Annotated in this window: 19 protein-coding genes and 1 pseudogene; 6 read left to right on the top strand and 14 right to left on the bottom strand. The window is 58.4% G+C overall.

The annotated features are described in order from the left end of the window. Positions 1-59 precede the first annotated feature (59 nt). The 3 genes from QVP03_RS06440 to QVP03_RS06430 all read right to left on the bottom strand — a co-directional run bounded on the left by QVP03_RS06440 (position 60) and on the right by QVP03_RS06430 (position 2,448). Positions 60-830 (bottom strand): class I SAM-dependent methyltransferase, encoded by a 771-nt coding sequence (locus tag QVP03_RS06440; RefSeq protein WP_022332701.1) that lies wholly within the window; start codon positions 828-830, stop codon positions 60-62. A gap of 318 nt (positions 831-1,148) precedes the next feature. Next, the gene (locus QVP03_RS06435) at positions 1,149-1,781 is read right to left on the bottom strand and encodes an outer membrane beta-barrel protein (protein WP_022332700.1); all 633 of its coding nucleotides are present in this window, start codon (positions 1,779-1,781) and stop codon (positions 1,149-1,151) included. 25 nt (positions 1,782-1,806) lie between these two features. Further along, entirely contained in the window at positions 1,807-2,448 is a 642-nt protein-coding gene (locus QVP03_RS06430; RefSeq protein ID WP_022332699.1) for a DUF4136 domain-containing protein, read from the bottom strand. 410 nt (positions 2,449-2,858) lie between these two features. Here QVP03_RS06430 and QVP03_RS06425 point away from each other — a divergent pair, with 410 nt between their 5' ends. Continuing rightward, positions 2,859-5,192 carry a PAS domain-containing protein gene (locus tag QVP03_RS06425; RefSeq protein ID WP_022332698.1) on the top strand — a complete coding sequence of 778 codons (2,334 nt, stop codon included), beginning with the start codon at positions 2,859-2,861 and terminating at the stop codon, positions 5,190-5,192. Positions 5,193-5,266: 74 nt separating this feature from the next. On the opposite strand, the gene folE is transcribed toward QVP03_RS06425, so the two are convergent. From folE to QVP03_RS06410, 3 genes are all read right to left on the bottom strand, one after another. After that, positions 5,267-5,875, bottom strand: a complete 609-nt coding sequence (gene folE / locus QVP03_RS06420; protein WP_022332697.1) for a GTP cyclohydrolase I FolE — start codon at positions 5,873-5,875, stop codon at positions 5,267-5,269. 187 nt (positions 5,876-6,062) lie between these two features. Beyond that, complete coding sequence (locus tag QVP03_RS06415; protein WP_022332696.1) at positions 6,063-7,037, bottom strand: fibronectin type III domain-containing protein; 975 nt, start codon at positions 7,035-7,037, stop codon at positions 6,063-6,065. A gap of 42 nt (positions 7,038-7,079) precedes the next feature. Next, positions 7,080-8,375 (bottom strand): hypothetical protein, encoded by a 1,296-nt coding sequence (locus QVP03_RS06410; protein ID WP_022332695.1) that lies wholly within the window; start codon positions 8,373-8,375, stop codon positions 7,080-7,082. Between the two features lie 281 nt (positions 8,376-8,656). Here QVP03_RS06410 and QVP03_RS06405 point away from each other — a divergent pair, with 281 nt between their 5' ends. Together QVP03_RS06405 and QVP03_RS06400 are read left to right on the top strand one after the other, a co-directional pair. Continuing rightward, a complete protein-coding gene (locus tag QVP03_RS06405; protein WP_022332694.1) occupies positions 8,657-9,622 on the top strand; it encodes a sensor histidine kinase in 966 nt (321 codons plus the stop codon). A gap of 54 nt (positions 9,623-9,676) precedes the next feature. Then, entirely contained in the window at positions 9,677-10,432 is a 756-nt protein-coding gene (locus QVP03_RS06400) for a LytR/AlgR family response regulator transcription factor (RefSeq protein WP_022332693.1), read from the top strand. A gap of 21 nt (positions 10,433-10,453) precedes the next feature. On the opposite strand, the gene QVP03_RS06395 is transcribed toward QVP03_RS06400, so the two are convergent. From QVP03_RS06395 to QVP03_RS06380, 4 genes are all read right to left on the bottom strand, one after another. Then, the gene (locus tag QVP03_RS06395) at positions 10,454-11,119 is read right to left on the bottom strand and encodes an ATP-binding cassette domain-containing protein (protein ID WP_022332692.1); all 666 of its coding nucleotides are present in this window, start codon (positions 11,117-11,119) and stop codon (positions 10,454-10,456) included. Next, positions 11,106-11,426, bottom strand: a complete 321-nt coding sequence (locus tag QVP03_RS06390) for a hypothetical protein (RefSeq protein ID WP_022332691.1) — start codon at positions 11,424-11,426, stop codon at positions 11,106-11,108. The genes QVP03_RS06395 and QVP03_RS06390 overlap by 14 nt, the downstream gene beginning before the upstream one ends. 119 nt (positions 11,427-11,545) lie before the next feature. Beyond that, positions 11,546-12,652 (bottom strand): alanine dehydrogenase, encoded by a 1,107-nt coding sequence (gene ald, locus QVP03_RS06385; RefSeq protein WP_022332690.1) that lies wholly within the window; start codon positions 12,650-12,652, stop codon positions 11,546-11,548. Positions 12,653-12,741: 89 nt separating this feature from the next. Next, entirely contained in the window at positions 12,742-15,168 is a 2,427-nt protein-coding gene (locus tag QVP03_RS06380) for an outer membrane insertion signal domain protein (protein ID WP_022332689.1), read from the bottom strand. 262 nt (positions 15,169-15,430) lie between these two features. Between QVP03_RS06380 and QVP03_RS06375 the strand changes: the two genes are divergently transcribed. Continuing rightward, entirely contained in the window at positions 15,431-17,902 is a 2,472-nt protein-coding gene (locus QVP03_RS06375) for an outer membrane beta-barrel protein (RefSeq protein WP_022332688.1), read from the top strand. Positions 17,903-18,415: 513 nt separating this feature from the next. Then, positions 18,416-18,961, top strand: coding sequence for a DUF4251 domain-containing protein (locus tag QVP03_RS06370; protein ID WP_022332687.1), 546 nt, complete (start codon positions 18,416-18,418; stop codon positions 18,959-18,961). A 96-nt stretch (positions 18,962-19,057) separates the two neighbouring features. Here the strand turns inward: QVP03_RS06370 and QVP03_RS06365 are convergent, their stop codons facing one another. Then, complete coding sequence (locus QVP03_RS06365) at positions 19,058-20,509, bottom strand: aminoacyl-histidine dipeptidase (protein WP_022332686.1); 1,452 nt, start codon at positions 20,507-20,509, stop codon at positions 19,058-19,060. A gap of 298 nt (positions 20,510-20,807) precedes the next feature. On the opposite strand from QVP03_RS06365, the gene ispF reads away from it, so the two are divergent. Then, positions 20,808-21,320, top strand: a complete 513-nt coding sequence (gene ispF, locus QVP03_RS06360) for a 2-C-methyl-D-erythritol 2,4-cyclodiphosphate synthase (RefSeq protein WP_022332685.1) — start codon at positions 20,808-20,810, stop codon at positions 21,318-21,320. Positions 21,321-21,366: 46 nt separating this feature from the next. On the opposite strand, the gene QVP03_RS06355 is transcribed toward ispF, so the two are convergent. The 3 genes and pseudogenes from QVP03_RS06355 to QVP03_RS06345 all read right to left on the bottom strand — a co-directional run. Continuing rightward, on the bottom strand, positions 21,367-21,972 hold the full coding sequence (locus QVP03_RS06355; RefSeq protein ID WP_256166471.1) for a hypothetical protein: 606 nt from the start codon (positions 21,970-21,972) through the stop codon (positions 21,367-21,369). Positions 21,973-22,169: 197 nt separating this feature from the next. Further along, a complete protein-coding gene (locus QVP03_RS06350) occupies positions 22,170-22,712 on the bottom strand; it encodes a DUF4251 domain-containing protein (protein WP_022332683.1) in 543 nt (180 codons plus the stop codon). A gap of 66 nt (positions 22,713-22,778) precedes the next feature. After that, positions 22,779-23,121, bottom strand: a pseudogene (locus QVP03_RS06345) (excinuclease ABC subunit UvrA); the annotation flags it as partial.

Here is a 23,121-nt window from a genome sequence, read left to right as displayed (position 1 = left end):
CGGAAAAACGAATCCCGCTTCCCCGAAGGAAGCGGGATTCTGCCTTTCAGGACGAGGGATTACTCTTCCGGTTTTTGGCCGATGTAGAAGACGTAACCGTAGTACGCTTTGTATTTTTCGTAATGGGCGATCTCGTTTTTCTGCATTTCGGCCAGCAGGAGTGCTTTTTCACTGTGCCCGTATTGCTTGAGGAATCCCGGGATGCGTGCGCTTGCATGGGCGAAGTAGTTTTCCGTCCAGCAATGCTCGGGCAGCGCGAAATGCGCCAGCGGTGCATATCCCGCCTCTTCGAGGATCCGCACTTTCCCCGACGGGCTGTCGATGTCGGGGAAATAGTCCGAGATGAATTTCGACGCCAGGCGTGCGCCCGAGAGCCACGAGCACTCGGTCACGGCGATTATGCCGCCCGGTTTGAGGTACTGCCGCCACTCCCTCAGCCCGCGTTCGAATCCGATGTTGTAGATCGAGCCTTCGGCCCAGATCACGTCGAATTCCCCGGGGCTGAAGGGCAGTGCGTCCATCGAGCCCTGTATGGCCGTGACGCGGTTTTCCAGCCCGGCCTTTTTTATCCGGGCGCGGAATTCTTCCAACAGCTCCGGCAGCAGGTCGACGGCCGTTATCGTACAATCCCTGTTCCGGGCGATCGTGACGGTCTGTCCGCCGGTGCCGCATCCGATGTCGGCGATCCGCATCCCCGGCCTGTCGGGTACGAATTCCAGGGCGCGGAGCGTCTGCTCCACGCCGCCGGGCCCCTGCCTGTCGAGTTCCCTGAAGAAATCGGCGATCATTTTTAAATCGAAATCGAAGATCTGTTTATTTTCCTGTTCCATGGTTGTTTGTAGTTGAGGCCGCGCGCGGGATGGATTGGGAAATCCCGTGCATGGCGAATTTAAAAAAATAAGGCAAAATGAATATCCGCCCGGGCAGAATGCCCCCCGGGAGGGAAGAATGGGACGGAATCCGTGGTGAGGTACGGATTCCTACAATGCCGAATCCAAATTAAACATCCAATGGTTTTAGTCGTTGTAAAGGTAGGTACAATTTCCCGAACCAGCAAATCCGTCTGGGAAAGAGCTCCCGGGAAAAGGGAACCCCGATCCCTTTTCAGGAACCGGGGCACTCCACAAGAGGCGCTTTCCCACTCTGCATCAGAATGATATACCGACGCGTATGCCGAAATTATTGAGATTGTTGACCGAGTAAGTCAGGACATCGCCGCTGTTGGTGGCATAGCTGTAATAGAGTGCCACATGGAACCCGAAACGGTAGTCGGGGCGCGGGAAGATGCTCACGCCTATTTCGGGCGAGAGGTAGAATCCCCACGTGTCGTTGTACTGCTTGACGACGTAGTAATAGGACGAAAGCTCGGCGTAGTTGGCACCCAGCTTCAGGCCCGCATAAGGCTGGAATACGCTGTCCGTAAGCCAGGTGTAACGGCTGGTGACGCCGAACGGCAGCTGGAATACGGAGTGCTTCTGGTTGACCGTGAGGGCCGAACCGTTGCCCAGGTCGAGTGTCTGGCGCGGGATCGTTTCGAGGTTGGTCTGGTAAGAGATGAACGGGCCCACGGCGATGGCCGGCGTGATGAAATAGCCGCCTTCGAAGTTCATGCCCCAGCCCGAGGCTTTGTCGGCCAGGCTGCTGCCCAGGGGCACGCCTACCTGCCAGTCGACGTTGATGTAGCTGTTCGGGAAGACCTGTGCTTTGCCCGTGCGCGCGGCGGCGAGCAGGACGACACAGAGTGCGATGGTTTTTAGAACCTGGTATTTCGATGTTTTCATAATCGGACGTGTTTTTACGGTTAAATTATTTTTTCAGATAAGGCGACTGGTCGAACGCCTGTTCTACGGCGTCCACCGTGCGCTGCTGGTTGAGGCTTTCCGACGAGGTGAGCAGGCCGCCGATGTAGCTGTCCCAGATGACGGGAAGTTTCTTGCCGCTCTGCTGGTCGGCTTCCAGATCCAGCATCTCGATCAGCAGCGAACCGGCCGTATAACCGTAATATACGCGGTAGGGATAGTGCCATCCCAGCCAGTCGCCCCAGTATCCGGGCGTCCAGTAGTAGGGGTAATACCACCACCAGTAGGGATAGTCGTAACCCACGAAATAGGTCACTTTCTGCACGTAGCTCAATTGCAGTCCGACATTGGCCGCCTCCTTGTCATCGGTGCGGGTGTAGCCGGCGGCGTTCATGCGGCCGGCGACCGTGTTGACGATCTCCAGCGCATTGTCGTCTTTCCAGTATTCCGTCTTGTCTGCGGCGCCGATCAGCAGGATGCTGTCGGGGAGGTAGTAGGTGTCCAGCGCACCGAAGTCGGCTTCGGTGTCGTAAGCGGTGTAGACCAGATAGTCTTTGTGGAGGCCCGATGTCGAGGGCTCTTTCTGGCACGCGCAAAACGCAACTGCAACGAGTGCGTATGCGAGGTAACGTAATTTTTTGACGGTCATGATTTTGATTTTTTAGTTTGCTGTCTCGGAGCATGTTCAAAATTCGTTCCTTCCACACCCTTTTTGCGCATGGAAACCCGATCGGGGTATAAAAAAGCGGTTTTGCGATACGGGAGGGTGCCGACGGAGTGTTTTATGGTCGGGCACAGGAATTTACCCCTGTGTGAAACGGCCCTTAAAGGGTCTCTCGATACATCCTCGGGCTGAAAGAGCGTCTTTGCGGGCTTTTCCTGCGCCATTTTTGAAAGGTAATCGCGCCGCATTGCGGCCTGAAGTCATCCTTCCGAACGGGATCGTTGCCGTGCCGGTCGTAATCGTTGGGGGTACGGCGCCGATTTCGGCCGGAAAATGGTTCGTCATTCGGAAAATATATTACTTTTGTAACTATCTATGCATAATGATCACAAGGTATGAGCCGATACGATAACTGTTCCCGTGAGGAGCTTCTCCGCAGGATCGAAGAGCTCGAAGCACAACTCGATACGCCGAAGGGTTCCGGGAGCCGGTTCCGGGAGCGTTATGCCTGTAAGATTCTCGATTCGATACCCGACATGCTGACCGTGCTCGATCGCGACGGGACGCTGGTCGAACTGGTTTCCGCGGATGAGACCAACCATGTCGGGGTTCCGGGCGGAGAGCTCGCCGGGCAGAACATCCGCACGATGCTTTCGCCTGCGGCCTGCCGCAATGTGAAGAACAACCTCGACAATGTTTTTGCGACGGGGTGCGGCTCTTCGTCCCACCACGACATTACGCTCGACGGCCGAACCCGCAACTACGAAAACCGGATTTTCCCGCTCGACGGGGAGCATGCCCTCTGCATCTGCCGTGACATCACCGAGGCCGAAGCTGCCAAGCATGAACTGGAGATGGTCAAATATGCACTGAACAATGTCGACGAGGAGATCTACGCCTGCAGCCTGGACGGTACGATGGAATATGCCAACGAGCAGTTCAGGGTGCGGCACGATGTCGAAGGCGACCTTTCGCAACACAAGGTTTACGATTTCTGGTCGTACGAAGGTTCCCGTTTGCAGTGGGAAGCCCGGCTGGCGAAAATACGCCGCGATAACGGCTCGCATAAATACACCGTCCGCTTCAAGAACGAGCAGGGACGTATCGTGGCGTGGGACATCGTGGCCTACATCATCTACGACTATTTTCAGGAGCGCGAGATCGTCTGGTTCTTCGGCCGGGACGTGACGCAGCGCATCGAACACGAGAACAAGGTCAAGGAGATGAACTCCATCCTGGAGTGCATCCTCAACAACATTCCGGTCTATCTGTTTGTGAAAGACCCGGGCAACGAGTTCCGCTACCTCTACTGGAACCGGGCGTTCGAGGAATATTCGCGGATTCCGGCCTCCAGGGCGCTCGGGCATACCGATTACGAGATTTTCCCCAGCCCGAAGGATGCGGAGCATTTCCGCCAGGACGACCTGACGCTGCTGCGTACGGGTGAACGCCAGACCTTCATCGAGGAGTACGTCTCGGCCACGGGCGAGACCCGTATCGTCAATACTTCCAAGTCGCTGGTGCCGGTCGAAAACCGCCTTCCGCTCATCATCGGCGTCTCGTGGGACATCACCGACATGAAGAATGCCGAACTGGAGATCGTCGAGGCGCGTATCCGCGCCGAGGAGTCCGACCGTCTCAAATCTGCCTTCCTGGCCAACATGAGCCACGAGATCCGCACGCCGCTCAATGCCATCGTGGGTTTTGCCAAGCTCATCGGCGAGGTGGAAACCGAGGAGGAGAAACAGCAGTTCATCGACATCATCGATGTCAATTCGGAGTTGTTGCTGCAACTGATAAACGATATCCTCGACATTTCGAAGATCGAGGCCGGGACGCTCGAATTCCGCTTCAGGCCGATGAACCTCAACGACCTCTGCCGCTCGGAGCTGGAAGTCCACAAACCCCGCGTCAAGCCGGGCGTGGAACTGGTCTTCGAGGAACGGGTCGCGAACGTGGAGATCGTCTGCGACCAGAACCGCCTGGCACAGGTCATTTCCAACCTGCTAAACAACGCCGGCAAGTTTACCGAAGAGGGGGAGATCCGCTTCGGGTTCGACCTGAAGGACGGGTGTGTGGAGTTCTTCGTCCAGGATACGGGCATGGGCATACCGCCCGAGAAGGCGCGCAATATCTTCGACCGGTTCGTCAAACTCAACGATTTCGTGTCCGGCACGGGACTCGGGCTGGCCATTTCGAAGATGATCGTCGAAAAACTCGACGGAACGATCGGCGTGGATTCCGAACCCGGGAAGGGCACGCGGTTCCATTTCTCGATCCCCGTCGTCCACCGGGACGGCAGCAAAAACGACGAGCAGCTTTGCGCCGCCCCGGGCCGGGACGACGGCAAGTCGTGGGTGCTGCTGGTCGCCGAGGATTCGGACACCAATTTCAGACTCATCGAAGCCGTCCTCAGCCGCCGCTTCAGCCTCGTGCGTGCCCATACGGGAGCCGAGGCCGTGGACATGTTCGGGACGGTACAGCCCGATGCCGTGCTGATGGACATCCGCATGCCCGTGATGGACGGCCTTGAGGCTACGCGGCGTATCCGCAGCGTTTCGGCGGACGTCCCCATCATTGCCATGTCGGCCTATTCATCCGGCAGCGAGATCGAGAGCGCCCGCAATGCGGGGTGCAACGAATTTCTCGTCAAACCACTCTCGCAGTATTCGCTCCACCGGGCGCTGAATGCCGCTCTGGTGGAGTTCAAGGGTAAGGGCAAATCATAACCGGGTCGCCCCCGGAAACGGAACGTCCCGCAAGCCGTGCGCTGCGGGACGTTCCGTTTTATCGTGCGGCGGGTCTACCGGTACCGGTGCGAGATCAGGGTCATGAACTCTTCGCGCGTGCGGTGGTCGGAGAGGAAAATCCCGGTGAAGGCCGAGGTCGTCGTCGCCGACTGTTGCTTTTCGATGCCGCGCATCTGCATGCACATGTGGCTCGCTTCGATCACGACGGCCACGCCCATGGGGTTCAGCGCCTCCTGGATGCAGTCGCGGATCTGCACCGTCAGCCTCTCCTGTACCTGCAGGCGGCGGGCGAAGCACTCCACCACACGGGCTATTTTGGAAAGCCCCGTGATATGGCCGTTGGGGATGTAGGCGACATGCGCCTTGCCGTAGAACGGTAGCATATGATGCTCGCAGAGCGAATAAAGTTCGATGTCCTTCACCAGCACCATCTGCTTGTACTCTTCGCGGAACGTCGCCGAGCGGATGATCTCCAACGGGTTTTCGTCATAGCCTTTCGTCAGGAACGACATTGCCTTGGCCACCCGTTCGGGGGTCTTCTGCAACCCTTCGCGTGCGGGATCCTCGCCCAGCAACCGCAGTATTTCGGTGTAGTGGTGCTTTAGCTCTTCGATGGCCTTGGCGTCGAAACGCTCCACCTTGTTGTAATTTCTCTCTTCCATAGGAACGGCAAAGATAGTGCAAGCCGAGGGCAAAAGCAAGTTTACTTGCAATTTGCCGAGGCGCCGCCTGTCTAAAACAGGGTTAAAGATAGTGCAAGCCGGGGCGATGCCGGATTTATTTGGAAATGCCCGGGCATCAAAAAAGCCCGTGTCGGGGACACGGGCCTTGAAGTAGCCGGGTGGAGGCTTATTTCTTACGCGTCAGCACGATGTCGGACACACCGAGGTAGTAACGTGCATAGGCTCCCTGCTTGGGATGCCACTGGAACAGCGACGGCGTCCAGGTTTTTCCGGAGATCACGGTCGACCCCACACGCAGTTCGTCGCCGGCGACCGTGACGGGAAGCTCGCATTCGCAATCGGAGAAGCTCTTGTCATCGGCACCGCCGAGCAGGTAAACCGGGCCGAGTTCATCGGTAGTGAACCAGCTCAGGACATTGAACTTGGTTGTAGCTTCGACAACGATCGAACCGTCCTCCAGGAGTTTGAGGAACCACTTGGGGCCGAAGCCTTCGAGCGCACGGGCTACGGAAAAGCCCTCTTCGATCAGCTGTTCGTAGGTTCGGGCACTGCCCTCTTTCTCGAAGTCCCCGAGGCCAAGGCAGACGAGATAGTTTTCTTTGCGGTATTTTCGCGAGCCGACCTGTGCCATGATTTCGACATCGAACGTCCACTCCTCGGTCGTGAAGAAAAACCCGCCCGTAGCAGGATCAAATCCCGTAGCGTATTTGACGCTCTGCTTGCCGACCCACTCACCGACGAGGGCGTCGAACTCGGCCGACTGGATCATTCCGGAAGTATCCTCTGCGAGCGTGGTCACCTTGATCTGGGCTGCATCGGATGCGGTGTACTTCGGGTCGGTGGAGAGCGCCTTGACGGTGACCGTATATTCCGTACCCGGATTCAGGCCGCTGAAACGGGCGGAAGTTTCGGACGTGGTCGCTTCAGTGCCGCCATTGAGCGAATAAGCATATACATTTGCATGCTCGACGGCCTGCCAGGTCACGGAGAAAGCGGTCTCCTCGACCGAACTCTGAGCGAGGACGGGTGCGGCGAGCTGCGTCCCGTTGTTATCCCCGTCGTCACCGGAATCGGAATCGCTGCAAGCGGCAAAACCCAGCAACAGGGAAGCACACATTAAAATTCTGCTGATCTTTTTCATTGTTGTTCGTATTTATCGGTTATGAAATTCTTACGTGATCTTTTATTCAGCCTTTTCGGTCTTCTGTGTCGCCTCGATCCAGAAATCGGAGCCGCTCTTACTGATGCCCAACACACAGACCGAATAGGAGGTTCCGGCTGCCAGCCCGGTCTTACGGATGGTCTGCGTCCCGGTATACTCGTCCTTGGTGGGCATCACCTCCTTCTTGAACGCCTCCAGTCCCCCGGCCATTAATACTTGCATGGGCAACGAAGAGGTCTTCAGGACATAGACATAATATTTCTCGATGGCGGCATCGGGCGTACAGACGACATCGAACCCGTCGGAAGCGACATTCTCGAACGTTACCGTCACTTCGCCCGACGCATCGGGAAGGGTCGTGGCAGGAGCCGATACGAGGACGGTCGTGAGCAGGTCGCCCGGGGCGTACCACCCTACTGCGTAGACGACATAGTCGGTTTCGGGTTTCAGCCCGGTGAACTCGAAGGGATGGTCACCCTGTACGAGTTGTGTGGCCAGGTACTCCTCGAAACTAACGCCCGCAATCAGGGCCGAAGCGCTGAGTTTGCGGCGCACCGACCCGATAAATTCCTCCGTCGAAGCGTATTTGTCGAAGTCGGACTTCAGGGCATAACCACAGTAGTAGGTTCGCGTCTTGCTTTTGGGAGATACGGATACGGAAATGCTGTTCATCCCGGTCTCGGCAGCCGAAAGCGTAAAGGGATTCTGTTCCATGGCGGCGGCGACCGTCAGCTCGGCGAATTCGGAATCGAGGAACTGCACCTGTCCGGAAACGGCTTTCACACGCACGGTAGCCGGCATACCGGATTCCAGCCCGGTCACGACTGCCGACAGACCCGTAACGGTCAGTTCCTCGCCGCCATCGACCGTATATACATAGGATGCCGCATCGGGAACGGCTTCCCACACGACCGTCGCGGAATTCTCCGTGGCGTCGCCCGCCGAGAGGACAGGAGCCGCCAGTTGCGTGGCCGGCAGGGTTGTCAGGGTGATTTGGGCGAATTCCGAATCCAGGTACTGCTCCTGCCCCGCGACAGCCTTTACCTTGACAGTATAGCTGCGACCGGGCTCCAGTCCGTCGAAGCGCACCGAAGGCTGTGTTACGGTCGTCTCGGCGCCACCGTCGAGCGTACAGGCGTAAGACACGGCGTTCTCTACGGCGTCCCATGTCACGGCTACCGAAACCTGCGTCACGGCGTCTTCCGCCAGGACGGGGATCGCCAAAGCAACGGGATCCACGGGTTTTTCGTCATCCGAGCAACCTGCAAAAGCGGCCCCGAGGACAAAAAAAGCTGAGAAAAGTAGTTTTTTCTTCATAGCTGAAAATGTTTAGAAAAATTTGCTGCAAAAGTTCATTAACCTACTGATTCAAAGCCCATACAGCCCGAAAAAAGATTGCCAGGAAAGGCCGTAAAACGAACAAATCAGTTTTTGTAAATATCGCTACGAATCGTCCATAAAGTTCTCATACCACGCCAAAAAGGCGAATAAAGCCGATAATCGGGAAAAACAAGGCGATGAACGGGAATGACACAATGTGATATTTTTTTACTATTTTTGCCTGCAACGTCACCCCTTCTTCACACACACGAAAACACATGGGCTATCTCGAACAGGCTGTGCGTTCACGGTGGGCCGTCCCGATGACGGCTTTCCTGATCCAACTGAGCCAATACTGGAATACGCTGGTAACGGTCACCTGGTGGTCGAAACGGGCGACCGTATCGGTCGTCTGGTTCTGCGTTCTGTGGCTGGCGACCATCCTGCTGCTGGAAATATTCCTGAACAGGCGGTTCCCATTCCCGGTACGTTGCCTGCTGGGCACGCTCGTCATCGCGGGAGTTATCCTCACGGCCATGCTGGTCATCTCGCTGCAGTCCGAAAAACCGTGGCTCACACTGGGATACGACGAAGTCGGGTATCTGATCATCACGTATACGATATGCCTGCTGATCGGCAGCATCGTACTGATGATCAACAAGGAACGCCGGCATGAAAAAGAGATCGAGATGCTCCGGATAGAGAACCTCAGCAGCCAGTACAACGCCATTGCCAACCAGGTAAGCCCCCACTTCTTTTTCAACGCACTGAGCAACCTCTCGTCGCTCGTACGCGGCGACAAGAAACAGGAAAGCCTTGAATACATCGGCAACCTGTCGGGCATATTCCGGTACATCATCCGCTTCAAGGAGTCGTCGCTGACGACCCTGGGCGAGGAACTGAATTTCATAAATTCGTACAAGCAACTGATGGACGTACGCTTCGCCGAAAGCTACACCTGCGAGGTCGACATCCCGCAGCAGGCGCTGAACATGCGCATGCCCAGCCTTTCGCTGCTGCCGCTGTTCGAAAATATCGTCAAACACAACGTCATCGACAGCGAGCACCACATGCGGATCACGATCTCGTTCAACGACAACAACGAATTGGTGATCGCCAACCCGGTCTATCCGAAGCTCACGCCGCCCGAATCGAACGGCATCGGGTTGACGAACCTGAGCAACAGGTACAGGCTGCTGCTGGGTAAGGAAATACGCATCGAGAAAACCGGGGGGGGGGGGTGACGGGGTATTCCGAGTTTTCCTGCCGATGGTCAAGATGAACATAAAGCATACGCGATGAGGGTACTGATCATAGAAGACGAAATGGGGGCCCTCGACGACCTGAGGAGCATCCTCGCGGAATCTGCCCCGGACATCCGGATAGCAGGCACGACGGAGAGTGTCATGCAAAGCGTCGCATGGCTGGAAAAGAACCCCGTCCCGGATCTGATTTTCATGGACATCCATCTGTCCGACGGTTCGGCTTTCGAGATATTCAGGCGGACGGCCGTCGAGGCGCCCGTGATCTTCACGACCGCCTACGACGAGTACGCCATCCATGCCTTCAGGGTCAACGCCGTGGACTATCTGCTCAAACCGCTCGCCATCGACGAGGTGAAACGCGCACTGGAAAAATACCGGCGGCTCAACCGGCCGCAGGTACTCCCGGATATCGAGAAATTGTATGAAATGATTTCCTGCCAGCGGACGAATTCCCGCAGGAACATTCTGGTGGCCTACAAGGACAAACTGCTGCCGATCCCGACGGAGAAAATCGCCTTTTTCTATTCGACCAAGGAGACATCGAGGGTATACCTCGCCGATGGCAGCAACTATGCCTACAACAGGACGCTGGAGAGCATCTGCGACGACATGGATCCCCGGGCATTCTGCCGGGTCAACAAACAATACGTCGTCGCCAGGGAGCACATCACGAGCATCGTCGTATGGTCGAACAGCCGCCTGCTGGTTTCGATGGATACCGAGACGCCCGAGCCCGTATTCCTGAGCAAGAACCGGGCTGCGGAGTTCAAAAAATGGATCACGGGATAAGTCCCGTCCCGGAAAAAACATTTACAGGCGTGCGAGGTATCCGTAGCGTACCAAATCCTCTTCGCCGCGGGTGAGGTGGGTCTGGCCGTCGGCCAGCACGTAGAGGCGGTCGGTGATATCCGTCACATGGCGGTGCATATGGTCGGTCAGGAGAATGCCTTTCGAGGATTTTTCCTGCCGGATCAGCGCCTTGAGCGTCGACACGTGCAGCGGAGCGACCTGCGAAAAAGGTTCGTCGAGCATGACGAATTGCGTCGGACTGCACAGGATCAGGTAGGATTCCAGAATACGCCGCTCGCCGCCCGACAGGGCACGGATCTTCGTACCGCGCAGTTTGCCGAACAACGGGAACCATGCCAGCAGGTCGTCCCACGGCAACCCGAAGTCGCGCAGTGCCCGGTCGACGGTCAGCCAGCCCGGGATAAATCCCTGCTGCGCGAGGTAGCGCACCTCGTCGGCCCGAAAACGGTCATGCCACACCCCGTCGATGCGCATCGACCGGAAATCCGCCCGCAGCGAACCGCACAGTATCTTCATCAGACAGCTCTTGCCGCACCCGTTGCGGCCGAGCACCGCCGTAACGCCGCCCGTTTCAACGGCGAGGTACACTCCCGAAAGGATGCGCCGGTCGCCGAACGACAACTCCACGGAGTCGATCTCGAGGATATGTTTCTCAGAGGGGTTCATAAAGGAAGGCGGCCGTCAGTTTCAATAACACATAACACAGGATAAAGTCCACCCCGCAACTCACGCCCAGCAGTTCGCGGCGCCGCACGCCGAGGTTGCGGTAGTAGAAAAACTCGTCGCCGTAGCGCCGGACGATCCAGACATAGAGATAAAGCGGATAGACCGCCGCCTTGCCCAACAGGCACCACGGGACGATTGTCGGGCCGTGGTTCGAGACCACCCATGCCAACCCGATACTCACGGCCATGCAAAAAAAGAACATGGCCGAATAATAAAAGCGGAGTATGAGCAGCAATTTCCGGATCATCGTCCAAATATACGAAAAAAGCGGGTGGAATACAGACCACCCGCTTTTTATTCGGCGTAAACGCCAAGTCGGCATCTCCGCAAGAGAACCCGCTGCGGGCAGGAAAGCCGGCGACGGCGTTACAGCGCCAGCGGCTCGCAGGGAAGCCCCCAGGCCTCGGCGACGGGCCGGTAGACCACTTTGCCCTGCACGATGTTGAGCCCCAGTTCCAGTTCGCGGTTTTCCTTGCAGGCACGGCGCCAGCCCTTGTCGGCGAGCTGGACGACGTAGGGAAGCGTAGCGTTGGTGAGCGCAAGCGTCGAGGAATAAGGCACGGCGCCGGGAATGTTGGCCACGCAGTAGTGCAGGATGCCGTCGACATAGTAGACGGGGTCTTCGTGCGTCGTGGGACGCGAGGTCTCGAAGCAGCCGCCCTGGTCGATGGCCACGTCGACCATCACCGAGCCGGGCTCCATCTCCCGGAGCATGTCGCGCGTAACGAGCTTCGGGGCCTTGGCGCCGGGGATCAGCACCGAGCCGATCACCAGGTCGGCATGTTTGAGCTCTTCGCGGATATTGTATTCCGAAGACATCAGGGTCTTGACGTTCTTGGGCATCACGTCGGCCAGGTAGGTGAGGCGTTGCAGCGAAATGTCGCAGATCGTCACGTCGGCCCCCGTCCCGGCAGCCGTACGCGCCGCGGCCGTACCGACCACACCGGCGCCGATGACGAAGACCCTGGCGGGCTTCACCCCCGGTACGCCGCCCAGCAGCTTGCCTTTGCCGCCGCGGGGTTTTTCGAGGAAATAACGCCCTTCCTGCGTGGACATGCGGCCTGCGACCTCGGACATAGGGATCAGCAGCGGCAGCGAACGGTCGGCACGCTCGACAGTTTCGTAGGCACAGCACACCGCCCCGCTGTCGACCATGGCATGGGTAAGGGGTTCGCTGCTGGCGAAATGGAAAAACGTGAAGACCAGCTGGTCTTTGCGGATCAGCTTGTACTCGGGGGCGATGGGCTCCTTGACCTTGACGATCATTTCGGCACGGGCATAGACATCCCCGATCGTGGGAAGGATCTCCGCCCCTACCGCCGTATAGGCCTCGTCGGCAAAACCGCTGTTCACACCGGCCGTAGCCTGCACATAAACCGTGTGGCCCCGCTTGACGAGCTCCTGGGCGCCTGCGGGGGTAAGGGCAACGCGATTCTCGTTGTTCTTGATCTCTTTGGGAATACCGATAATCATAAGGCTTGAAGTTTTTAGGTTTTTTTGCCTTTTAATTTACGGATTTTATCCGGAACAGCAAAAAAATCCGGCGATTTTTCACTTGCAGATCAAAATTTATAAGAGACTGTAAGGTAGAACGAACGCGGATAGGCATAGGTATAGCGCGTGGCGTGGGGTGCGAAATAGAGGGCGTCACCCGAACGGATACGCCGGACGCGCAGCGACTCGTAACCGCTGTAAACCGTATCGGCATCGCCCAGCAGGTTGCGCAGCATGAGCGAAGCGGTCAGCCGCGAACGGCCGAAATAGAAGGATTTGAAAAGCGAGGCGTCGAGCGTGGAGGCATCTCCGAGACGCTCCTGATGCGTAAAGGCATCGAACGCCTCCTGTGTAATGCCGCCCTGCCGCGCGATGCGCGCCGTACGGTGCAGGGGCGCAGACTCGACGTAACGCAGCCCCGCATATCCCGCCGAGGCGCGGAAACCCCATCCCCGGGGGCCGAAATAAGAGAGTTCGGCGCAAGCCGTAAGCTGGGGTGCGGCACCGAGCGTACAACCGCCCATGTGGCTTTCGGCACGGGTGTCGACGGCCGAATTGTCGACGTCGGAGATGACCGTGACGCGCGGGTTGCGGATATATTTGTACCGCCCGCCCGAACCGGCGAGCGAAAGGCTCCAGCGGTATGCCAGGCGGAGGTCGGCAGCGGCCTCCACGCCGCAGGCCATGCGTCCGATGCCCGTAACGGCCATGTCGCTGTAAACACCCGCCATGTCGTCGTAATAACGGCGGGACTGGATGCCGTCGAGCGTGGCGACGGCGAAGGCCATAATGCGGAGCGAAAGCCGTTCGCCAGTACGGGTGAAATTGAGCTCGGCGGCGTAGAAACGCCCGGCAGCGGGGTCGTCGACCGTACGGTTATTATACAACGGCTGGTAGAACAGGTCGGCGGCATCGGGCACCGCAGCCCCGGCTGCGGCCGATGCTTCGAGGTAGCTGCGGGGCGAGAAAGCCCACCCCACCAGTGCCTTGACCGTATAGGGCGTAAACCCCATCCGCCGCGAGCGCCCGAGGGACTGTGTCCCGGGAAAGAGCTCTTTCTCGTAATACCCGCGGCGCAGCACGACAGCATCGCCCAGCGCGAGGGCTACGTCGGCACGAAGGCGGTCGGAACGGTACTCGGCCGACAGGCGGACGGTGGCCTCGCGCGTCGAGAGCGCATAGTCGTAGCCGAAACGATCGCCCTCGCGGACGGTGCGGCCGGGATGGCGCAGGTCGTTTTGCAGAAGGTTGCCGTAGGTGTCGTCGTCCACGAGGTACTGGTCGATGTCGGTGATATGATCCGCCCCCAGCAGGTCGCGCATCTGTTTGTAGCTGCGCGTGCGGGCATGGCGGTAGGAAAAGCCGTAGCGGAGCGTCAGCCGTTCGTCCGGCGCGGTCGTAAAGAGGGCGTCGAAACCGAAGTTGCGGATACGTTCGGCGCGGTCTTCGAGCGTATAGACGGCATGTCCGCCCGCCATGCGGTTGCGGGCGATCAACTCGTCCCAGCAAACCTGCGTATAGCGCGCGTCGTTCGACCGCCATGCCAGTTCGGTTTCCCGGTCGCCCGTATAGCCGGGCAGGTAACGGTAATTGTCGGGCATGGGCGTACGGGCGTCGTACCACCCCAGGGCGCTGTATTTCCGCACCCCGTATTCGGCCCCGGCAGCCATGTCGAGCCAGGTCGCGGGCGACAGCCGCACGCAGTACGTAGCGGCGGCCAGCGGCACGAACTCGCGCCGCACGCGCGAATTGCGGACTTTGCCGTCCTGGAAACCCCAGGCCGGATTGTAGAGGTTGTCGCCCGTAAGGCGGAAAGCCTCTTCGACCGAAGAAAGGCGTGTGCCCCGTACCGACGGCGGGACAATGAGGAGGAATCCCAGCGTATGGCCCTCGCCCAAATGCCTGGCGGCACGGAATCCCGCCGTCAGGGCATTCGTGAAGACGCCTTCGACGTGCATGTCGCGCCCCGTGCGGGCCTCGACGGCGGCAGCGACATCCCAGCCGTGGCCCGCAGGCCGCGCAAAGGCGAGTTTCGCCCCGGCCAGGTAGTTGCGGTCGGTGAAACTGACGGAGGCGTGGTACGAAGGTTCCGCGAGCGCTCCGGCGAAGCAGAAGGTGCGTACGCCACCAGCACCGCCGATGGCCTCGGGCAATGCCGCGATCCCGGCACGGCGCTCTTCCCGAGCCCCGAGCAGCCGCAGCGAACCGAAATAGCGGGACGAAATCCCCAACCCGGAAAAGGAGGCCGCCTCCGAGGAGTAATGCTGCCCGCGGCGGCCGAGCGCGATGTAGGGCAGATTGAAGGCCGAAATGCTGCCGTAGAGGTCGGGCATGGTCTGGATTGCCCGGTAGAAAAGCGAGGAGTCGGTAAGCACGATGGGCGTACGCTGCTCATAACCCGTGCCATAGGGATAGTATTCGTCGTCGGGGAGCTGGGCCGCAGCTCCGCACACGACGAACAGGAAAACCACGGTAAGAGCGTATTTGCGGAGCATGCACAGGGACTTTTCAGAATACAAATATAACTATTTTAAACATGTTTTAAATAGCAACAATAAAAACCGCTGAATTTCGTCCTTTATGGCAGTTGTGCCGGCAGAAAATATTTTTTGATTTTTCAGAATCAAATAATAATATGATATACAAACTATTACGCGCACATAAGCACGGGGGGGGGCTAACACCGTCCGCAAATTTGGAAAATCGGAAAACAAACCTCATATTTGTGAACTCTCAACAATCTCAAAGCGTCCTGACATGCAAAAAGCCCTCTTTCTCCTGCTGTCGGCAGCCATGCTGCTGTGTCTGCATCCGGCTGCCGCGCAACAACCCAACACCCTGACCGGGACGGTCACCGATTCGGCTTCCGGCAAAGCCGTCGGCTATGCCACCGTCTCGCTCCAGCGCGACTCGGTCACGGTCGTGAACGCCGTAGCCGCCAATTCGGACGGCCGCTTCTCGCTCAAAGCCCCCGAAACGGGCGACTACCAGCTCTGCATCACGATGGTAGGCTACACGCCCTACAAACAGGCCGTGAAAGTGCCCGCATCGGGCAAGGCGCTCGGCAAGATCGCCATCACGCAGGGTGTCGAGGTCGGCGACGTGGTGATCGAAGTCCAGAAACCGCTCGTAATGGCCGACGCCGAGAAGACCACCTACTCGGTCGAGGACGACCCGCAGGCTTCGACGAGCACACTCGACGAAATCATCCGCAAGGTTCCGCAGCTCTCGCTCGACGGCGACGGCAACGTCCTGCTCAACGGACAGAGCAATTACAAGATATTGCTCAACGGGCGCAATTCGGCAACGATGAGCAACAATTTCAAGGATGTGATCCAGAGCATGCCCGCCTCGCAGATCAGCCGCATAGAGGTCATCACCAACCCCTCGACCAAGTACGAAGCCGAAGGCGTGGGCGGCATCATCAACCTCATCACCCAACGCAAGAAGCAGTTCCACGGATACAACGGCAGCGTCGGCGCGAGCGTCACGGTGTTGGAGAACCCGGCCTACAACGGCAACGCCAGCCTCTCGATCCAGGCCGGGAAGTTCGCGGCGAGCATCATGGGCTATGCAGGCTACTACGACGGGGGCCGTACCCCCTCGGAATCGGAGTCGTGGCAGGAAAATTACGACTCGGAGAACCGCTACAACCGCAGTTACTCCGAAAACAAGGGCAGCTCGCGTTACGGCAACGTCGGACTGGACATGAGCTACCAGCCCGACACGCTCAACCTGATCACGCTCAACGGATGGCTGTGGCTCGGCCGCAGCCGCTACAAATCGCTGGGCACGAACGCGATCCTCGACCCCGAGATGAACCCGCTGCTGGAATACGGCAGCCGCAGCATCCAGAAATGGAACTACATGGGCGGCAGCGTCTCGCTCAATTACGAACACACCTTCGGCAAGGAGGGGCACACGCTGACCATATCGGATGAAGTCGAGATCGACCCGGACAAAGGCCATACAGACCGGATATACAACGACGGATACAATTACAGGGCGTTGCAGGATGCGGACAACCGCATGACGGGCAACACCGTGCAGGTAGACTACGCCAACCCGCTGTCGGAGCACCACAAGATCGAGGCGGGGCTGAAACACATCTACCGCAACAGCACCTCCGACACCGACAACAAGCAGAGCGACGAATACGGCACATTCCCGATTGAAAAAATAAAATTCACGGGCATGGATTACCGCCAGCACGTGCTGGGCATCTACGCCGGATACGGATTCACCTACACCAAATGGTCGGGACGCCTCGGTGCGCGCATGGAACGGACATGGAACGACGCCGACGTGGAGGAGACCGCCAAAGGCACCTACTCGTTTTCGAACCGCCAGTTCAACGTGGTGCCCTACCTGAGCCTGACATTCATCCCCAAGGTGAGCCACAACATTTCGCTCTCCTACACGCAGCGGCTCCAGCGCCCGGGCATCTACATGCTTTCGCCGGCCGAGGACGACACCGACCCCACGCGGCTGTCGTACGGCAACCCGGGGTTGGAAGCGGCCGTATACCACACGATCAACCTCCAGTACGGCCACTATGCCGCAAAATGGAGCATGACCTTCGCACTCAACACGTTCCTGTCGAACAACAACATGTCGTCGTACTCCTTCTCGGACGGGGACGGCATCACGAACACCACCTACAGCAACGACGTCCGTTCGCGCAGCTACGGATTCAACGGTTCGTTCTCGTACCGCCCGTCGGAGAAGGTCAACCTCTCGCTGAGCTACAACGGCAGGTATTCGCAGAACGATTTCGACGCCATGGACATCCACACCGACCAGTTCACGTTCAGCCAGAACCTCAACCTCGACTTCGCACTCTGGAAGGAGGCGCGGCTTATGCTGGGTGAGAATTATTCGACGGGGTATGCGTGGCTCGGCGGCAAATCGGAAAGCTACTACTATTATTACATGGGCATCAAACAGCAGTTCCTCAAGAAGAAGCTCGACCTGAGCATCATGTGCAACAACCCCTTCGAGAAATACCGCAGGAACAGGAACACCTCGGACACGCCGACCTTCGGCGGCTGGAGCGAATACAGGTATGCGTGCCGCAGCCTCTATTTCCGCGTCAGCTACCGCTTCGGCAAACAGAACGTCGGGGTGAAACGCACTGCCAAGTCGATCCGCAACGACGACATGAGCAGCGGCGCACAGGGCGGTGGCGGCGGAAGCACCGGCGGCGCTCAGGGCGGAGGAGGGATGTAATCCCCCGCCGGCGATCCTGCCCGATACGCCGGGCGCCGGCATCACCGCGTGGGCCATCATCGCAGGAGTCATCGCGGAAATCATTCCAGGAATCATCGCGGAAATCATCGCGGCATTTACGCGGCCGTCTTTCCCCTGCTGCAAGGGACGACGCATACGGCTTCCGGGCGCGGCATCCATATCGACGAAAAGGAGCTGCCGAACAAGCAGCCAGAAACAGAAATCACCCCTGCCGGAGTTTGTTCCGGCGGGGGTGAAATCGTAAAATCGGACTTGCCGGACAGTCCCTTTGTTATTTGCAGCCTGCCGTGCAGCGCCCTGGCGGGAACACCCGGAGCGGTCATCGGTTACCCAATCCATGCGGATGGGGCCCGGATCATCGACCGCATGGATTTCATAGCCCGGCAAAAATATGAATAAAATGATTGTTTAATTCATATTTTTTAATTACATTGTGAACAATATAAAACACATGCTTCACAATCCTTTCATTAATCCTTTAAATTTACCGCCATGAAAAAACTTTTTTTACTCCGGAAAAGCCTGTTCATAGCTTTTGCGGCAGCGACCTGCGGACTCTTTTCTATAATAGGATGTGCAGCGCAAAAACCGGCAGCCGGACGGCAAGGCGAAGCGGCCGGAGGGGAGATCCGCCACGCACAAGCGTCGAAGGCACTGGAAGAGGGGCGGTTCGTGATCGAGGCGAATGAATTTTACCTCCCGGAGGACAAATCCCCGGTCAAGTCATCCACCGGCAACTACATTTCCATGGAAGGCAAACGGGGCGTTATCAGTTTCACCCCCGACCTCTTCCCGAAAACACCGCTGGGCAACCTGACCATAACGGACGACTCGGCGGAAATAACGCTGGAAAAGCGGAAAAAGAACGGAGACATACAGTTCTGCATGAGAATGACCGGGCCGGCGAATTCCCAGGACAGGAAGGTAATAATAACGCTGTACAAGGACACGGACAAATGCCATGTACAGGTTTCGAACGAACTTCTGGCATATCCCGTGGTCAAGTTCACGGGAGTGGTAAGGCCAGCGGGAGAATAACCGCGTCACCACCCGCAACGGCAACGGCCCCGCAAAGACGGGGCCGTTATCGTGAACCGTGCATCCGTAGCGGGATTTGCCGCGTTCGCAGGCGGGTCAGACGGTCTTGAGCACTTCGAGCAGCAAATCCCAGAACTTGGGAACCGTGGCGATTTCGAGCCTCTCGTCGGGCGAATGCACGCCGCGCAACGTCGGGCCGAAGGAAACCATCTCCAGTTCGGGGTATTTCTCGAGGAACAGGCCGCATTCCAATCCGGCATGGATCGCACGCACCTTGGGCTCCGCACCGAACAGGCGTTCGTAGGCGCCGACGGTCTTTTCGAGCAGTACGGACTGCGGGTTGGGCGCCCAGCCCGGATAACCGTCGGAATGGGCGACGTCGGCACCGGCCAGGGCGAATACCGATTCGACCATCTGCATGACATAGGTCTTGGCGCTCTCGACCGACGACCGCTGCGACGAGGTGACGACAATGCGGTCGTCGCCCTCGAATTTCACCGAAGCGAGGTTGGTCGAGGTCTCGACCAGCCCCGGCATGGCGAACGACATGGCGATCACGCCGTTGGGAACGCCCACCAGCGAGTAGACCAGCCCGAACTGCGTCCGGGCATCGAGCACCTGGTCGACCTCGGGCATCTCGTTGAGCGTAATCTTGAAATTGGGCTCGCGGAAACGGAATTCGGCTTTCAGGTCGGCGGCAAAGAGGTCGTAGCGTTTGACGAACTCGGACTTGAACCGTGTCGGGACGCCGAAGATGGCGTACGCCTCGCGCGGGATCGCATTGCGCAGGTTGCCGCCGTTGAAATAGCTCAGCTTCAGTTCGAACGACTGCATGCCGTCCCACAAGAGGCGTGCGACGGTCTTGTTGGAATTGACGCGTCCCTTGTCGATGTCGTCGCCCGAGTGCCCGCCCTGCAGGTCGGAGACGTCGACGCGGAAGAAGGAGTAGTTCTTCGGCGCCTCCTCCATCGCATACCGGAACGTGGCGATGGTGTCGATGCCGCCGGCACAGCCGATGAAGATCTCGCCCTCGTCCTCCGAGTCGAGGTTGATGAGGTATTTGCCCGTGAGCATCTCCTCGCCCAGTTCGAAAGCCCCCGTAAGGCCGGTCTCCTCGTCGACCGTAAAGAGCGCCTCGACGGGCCCGTGCTGCACCGCGGGGTCGATCATGACGGCCAGTGCGGCAGCCATGCCGATGCCGCAGTCGGCACCCAGCGTCGTACCTTCGGCCCTGACCCACCCGCCGTCAATGTGCGTGCGGATCGGGTCGTTGTCGAAATCGAACTCCACGTCGGAGTTCTTCTCGCAGACCATGTCCATGTGGGACTGGAGGATAACCGCCGGGCGATCCTCGAAGCCCGGCGTGGCGGGTTTGCGCATCACCACGTTGCCGATGGCATCCTTCTTATACTCGATGTTGTGCTTCCGGGCGAAATCGACCAGGAATTCGATGATCTTGCCCTCCTTCTTCGAGGGGCGCGGAACCCGTGTGATGGCATCGAACTGCTCCCACACGATCCGGGGTTCAAGGTTTACTATTTCAGACATAATCTCCTAATATAATTTACAGGCACATCGCCGGGTTGCCGCCGGCCGTAACGCCGGGCGTACGTCCCTCGATTTCCGCCCATTCCATGACAATATTTACAACGGCAGAAAGACGCTCCGAGGATGGGGTATCTACAAGAATTCTTCCGGCCGAAGATTTTCAAATACAAATATACGAAAAACAGCGTAATTCACGGTATCCCGCGTCCGGTTTTTTGCATTTCCGGCTGGCTGCGACGGCCGAAAATTTGCTTTTGCCCCCCGCTTCCACTATCTTTACGGGAAAATACGGAACTCTATGACGGATTTCAGGATAGGACACGGATACGACGTACACGCGCTGGCCGACGGGCTGCCCCTGGTGCTGGGCGGGATCGAAATTCCGCACACGAAAGGATTCGTGGCGCATTCGGACGGCGACGTGGCGATACACGCCGTATGCGACGCACTGCTGGGCGCCGCAGCGCTGGGCGACATCGGGATGCACTTCCCCGACACGTCGGATGACTTCAAGGGCATCGACTCGAAAATACTGCTCCGAAGGGTTGCGGCGCTGCTGCGCGAAAAAGGATATGAGATCGGGAATGTCGATTGTACGATCCGGATGCAACGGCCCAAATTGCGGCCGCATATCGACGCCATGCGCACCGCGATGGCCGGTGCAATGGGCGTAGGCGATGACCGGGTATCGGTCAAAGCTACGACCACAGAGCATCTCGGTTTCGAGGGGCGCGAAGAGGGGGTTTCCGTCTCCGCCGTGGCACTGATATACAAAATGCAGGCCAAACCGGGCGAGGAAACCGTCGGATAAGGGCTTCCCGGTTCGCGGGCTGCCCGACATCAGTGAAAGCCGCCGCTCAGTCCAGTCGCCGGAACTTGGGATCGCCGATCCGTTTGTCCCAGAGCCACCCGACATAGCGCATGACAAGGTCGGGAGCCGTCAGCGTCAGCACCGTCTCGCCGGTGGCGGTCGAAACCTCGAAGCCGGCATGGTAGGGCGTATCGCCGTCGGCAAAACCGAAGGAGATGCGCCAGCCCCACGCCAGGCGCTCGGCCCGGTAACCGGACAGGGACGGCGAGTCGAAATTGAGCACGTAAAGATACTGCGTGATGCCGCGCTCGGTCGGCAGGTGCACCCCGACGTGGTCGATGAACATGCCGAAAAAGTAATAATCGGTATAGATGCTACGGATCATGCCGCCCGGTACCTCCTGCATACTGTTCGGGAAAAACATGTAGTCGCGCGACTGTACCAGCGAGTCGATCTTCTGCGCATAGAGCTTCGCCCGGTAAGCACGGCGTTCGGGCCGTGTCATGCTGCGCATGGACTCCTCGTAGACGGTCGTATGCTCGACGACCTGCACAGGGGGCTGCTGGACAGGAACCACAGTCGTCTGGGGCACGCTGTCGACGGCGGAAGTGCCCAGCGTGAACTGCGGGACGGTCTGCGCGGACTGCGCCACAGCACCCGAGACCCCGAAAACAAGGGCGCAAAGGCACAAAATCCGGACTACCACCCGCCGCGCAGGAGCAAAAGCCCCCGCCGGGGCGGGGGCTCGCAATCCGGGAAGGATTATCGTTGCAGCGGCATCCCGCCGCGACGGGAAGGACGGGAAGGGGGCGCCGCATCCCGTCCGGCGATACATCCCGGAACTCATGGTCAATAGAGCTGTGAAATGGTGCCCGAATACTCCACGGGGTTATACCATGGGTTGGTGATGGTCAGGTTGGCACCGCCCGTACGGGAAAAAATCTCGAAGGTGAAGGTATAGGTCGACGCCGAGAAAAGCGAGGTGGAGAAGGTTACCATCCAGCCTTCGTGGGTCTGCTCGGTGGTATAGCCCTGCACGTTGGGCACGGTGTAGTTGATGATGGTCGTGTAATAAGGCGGCACATAGCCCTTGACATAAGGCAGGCAGATGTCTACCGTGCCGTCCCAGACACCCACGTTGAAGGCCGGGTTGATGATCTGGCGCATGGGGCCGGCCGGCTGCCGCTGCATGGTCTGGGGGTTGAACTGGAAGTTACGCGAAAGGATGACCGAATCCATCGTTTTCTCAAAATCTGCGATACGTTCCGCACGTCTCTTTTCACGCACCTCGCGGCGTTCTTCCTTGGGCGACAGAATCTTTTTCTGTCCGATCACGGTGGCGCAGACTGCGCACAGCAGCACGCTCACGACGATAATGACTGTTTTTTTCATAGCACATAAAAGGTTTATACGGCCATGAAAAATGCAAATACGGTGCCTAACTGCCTAAAGTCGTGACTAAAGACCCAGTTTTTTCAGAAATTCGCCCGTATAGCTGCGTGGGGCGCAGGCTATTTCGTGCGGAGTGCCCGCCGCGACGATCTCGCCGCCGGCCGCCCCGCCTTCGGGGCCGATGTCGATGATGTGGTCGGCGACCTTGATCACGTCGAGGTTGTGTTCGATGACGATCACCGTATTGCCGCGGTCGACGAGTTTGTTGAGCACATCGAGCAGCAGGCGGATGTCCTCGAAATGAAGCCCCGTCGTAGGTTCGTCGAGGATGTAGAGCGTACGCCCCGTATCGCGCTTGGACAGTTCGGAGGAGAGCTTGATACGCTGGCTCTCGCCGCCCGAGAGCGTC

It is taken from the genome of Alistipes sp. CAG:29 (assembly GCF_000435435.1).
Lineage (GTDB): Bacteria > Bacteroidota > Bacteroidia > Bacteroidales > Rikenellaceae > Alistipes > Alistipes onderdonkii.
This window is presented reverse-complemented; position numbering and strand designations above follow the sequence as displayed.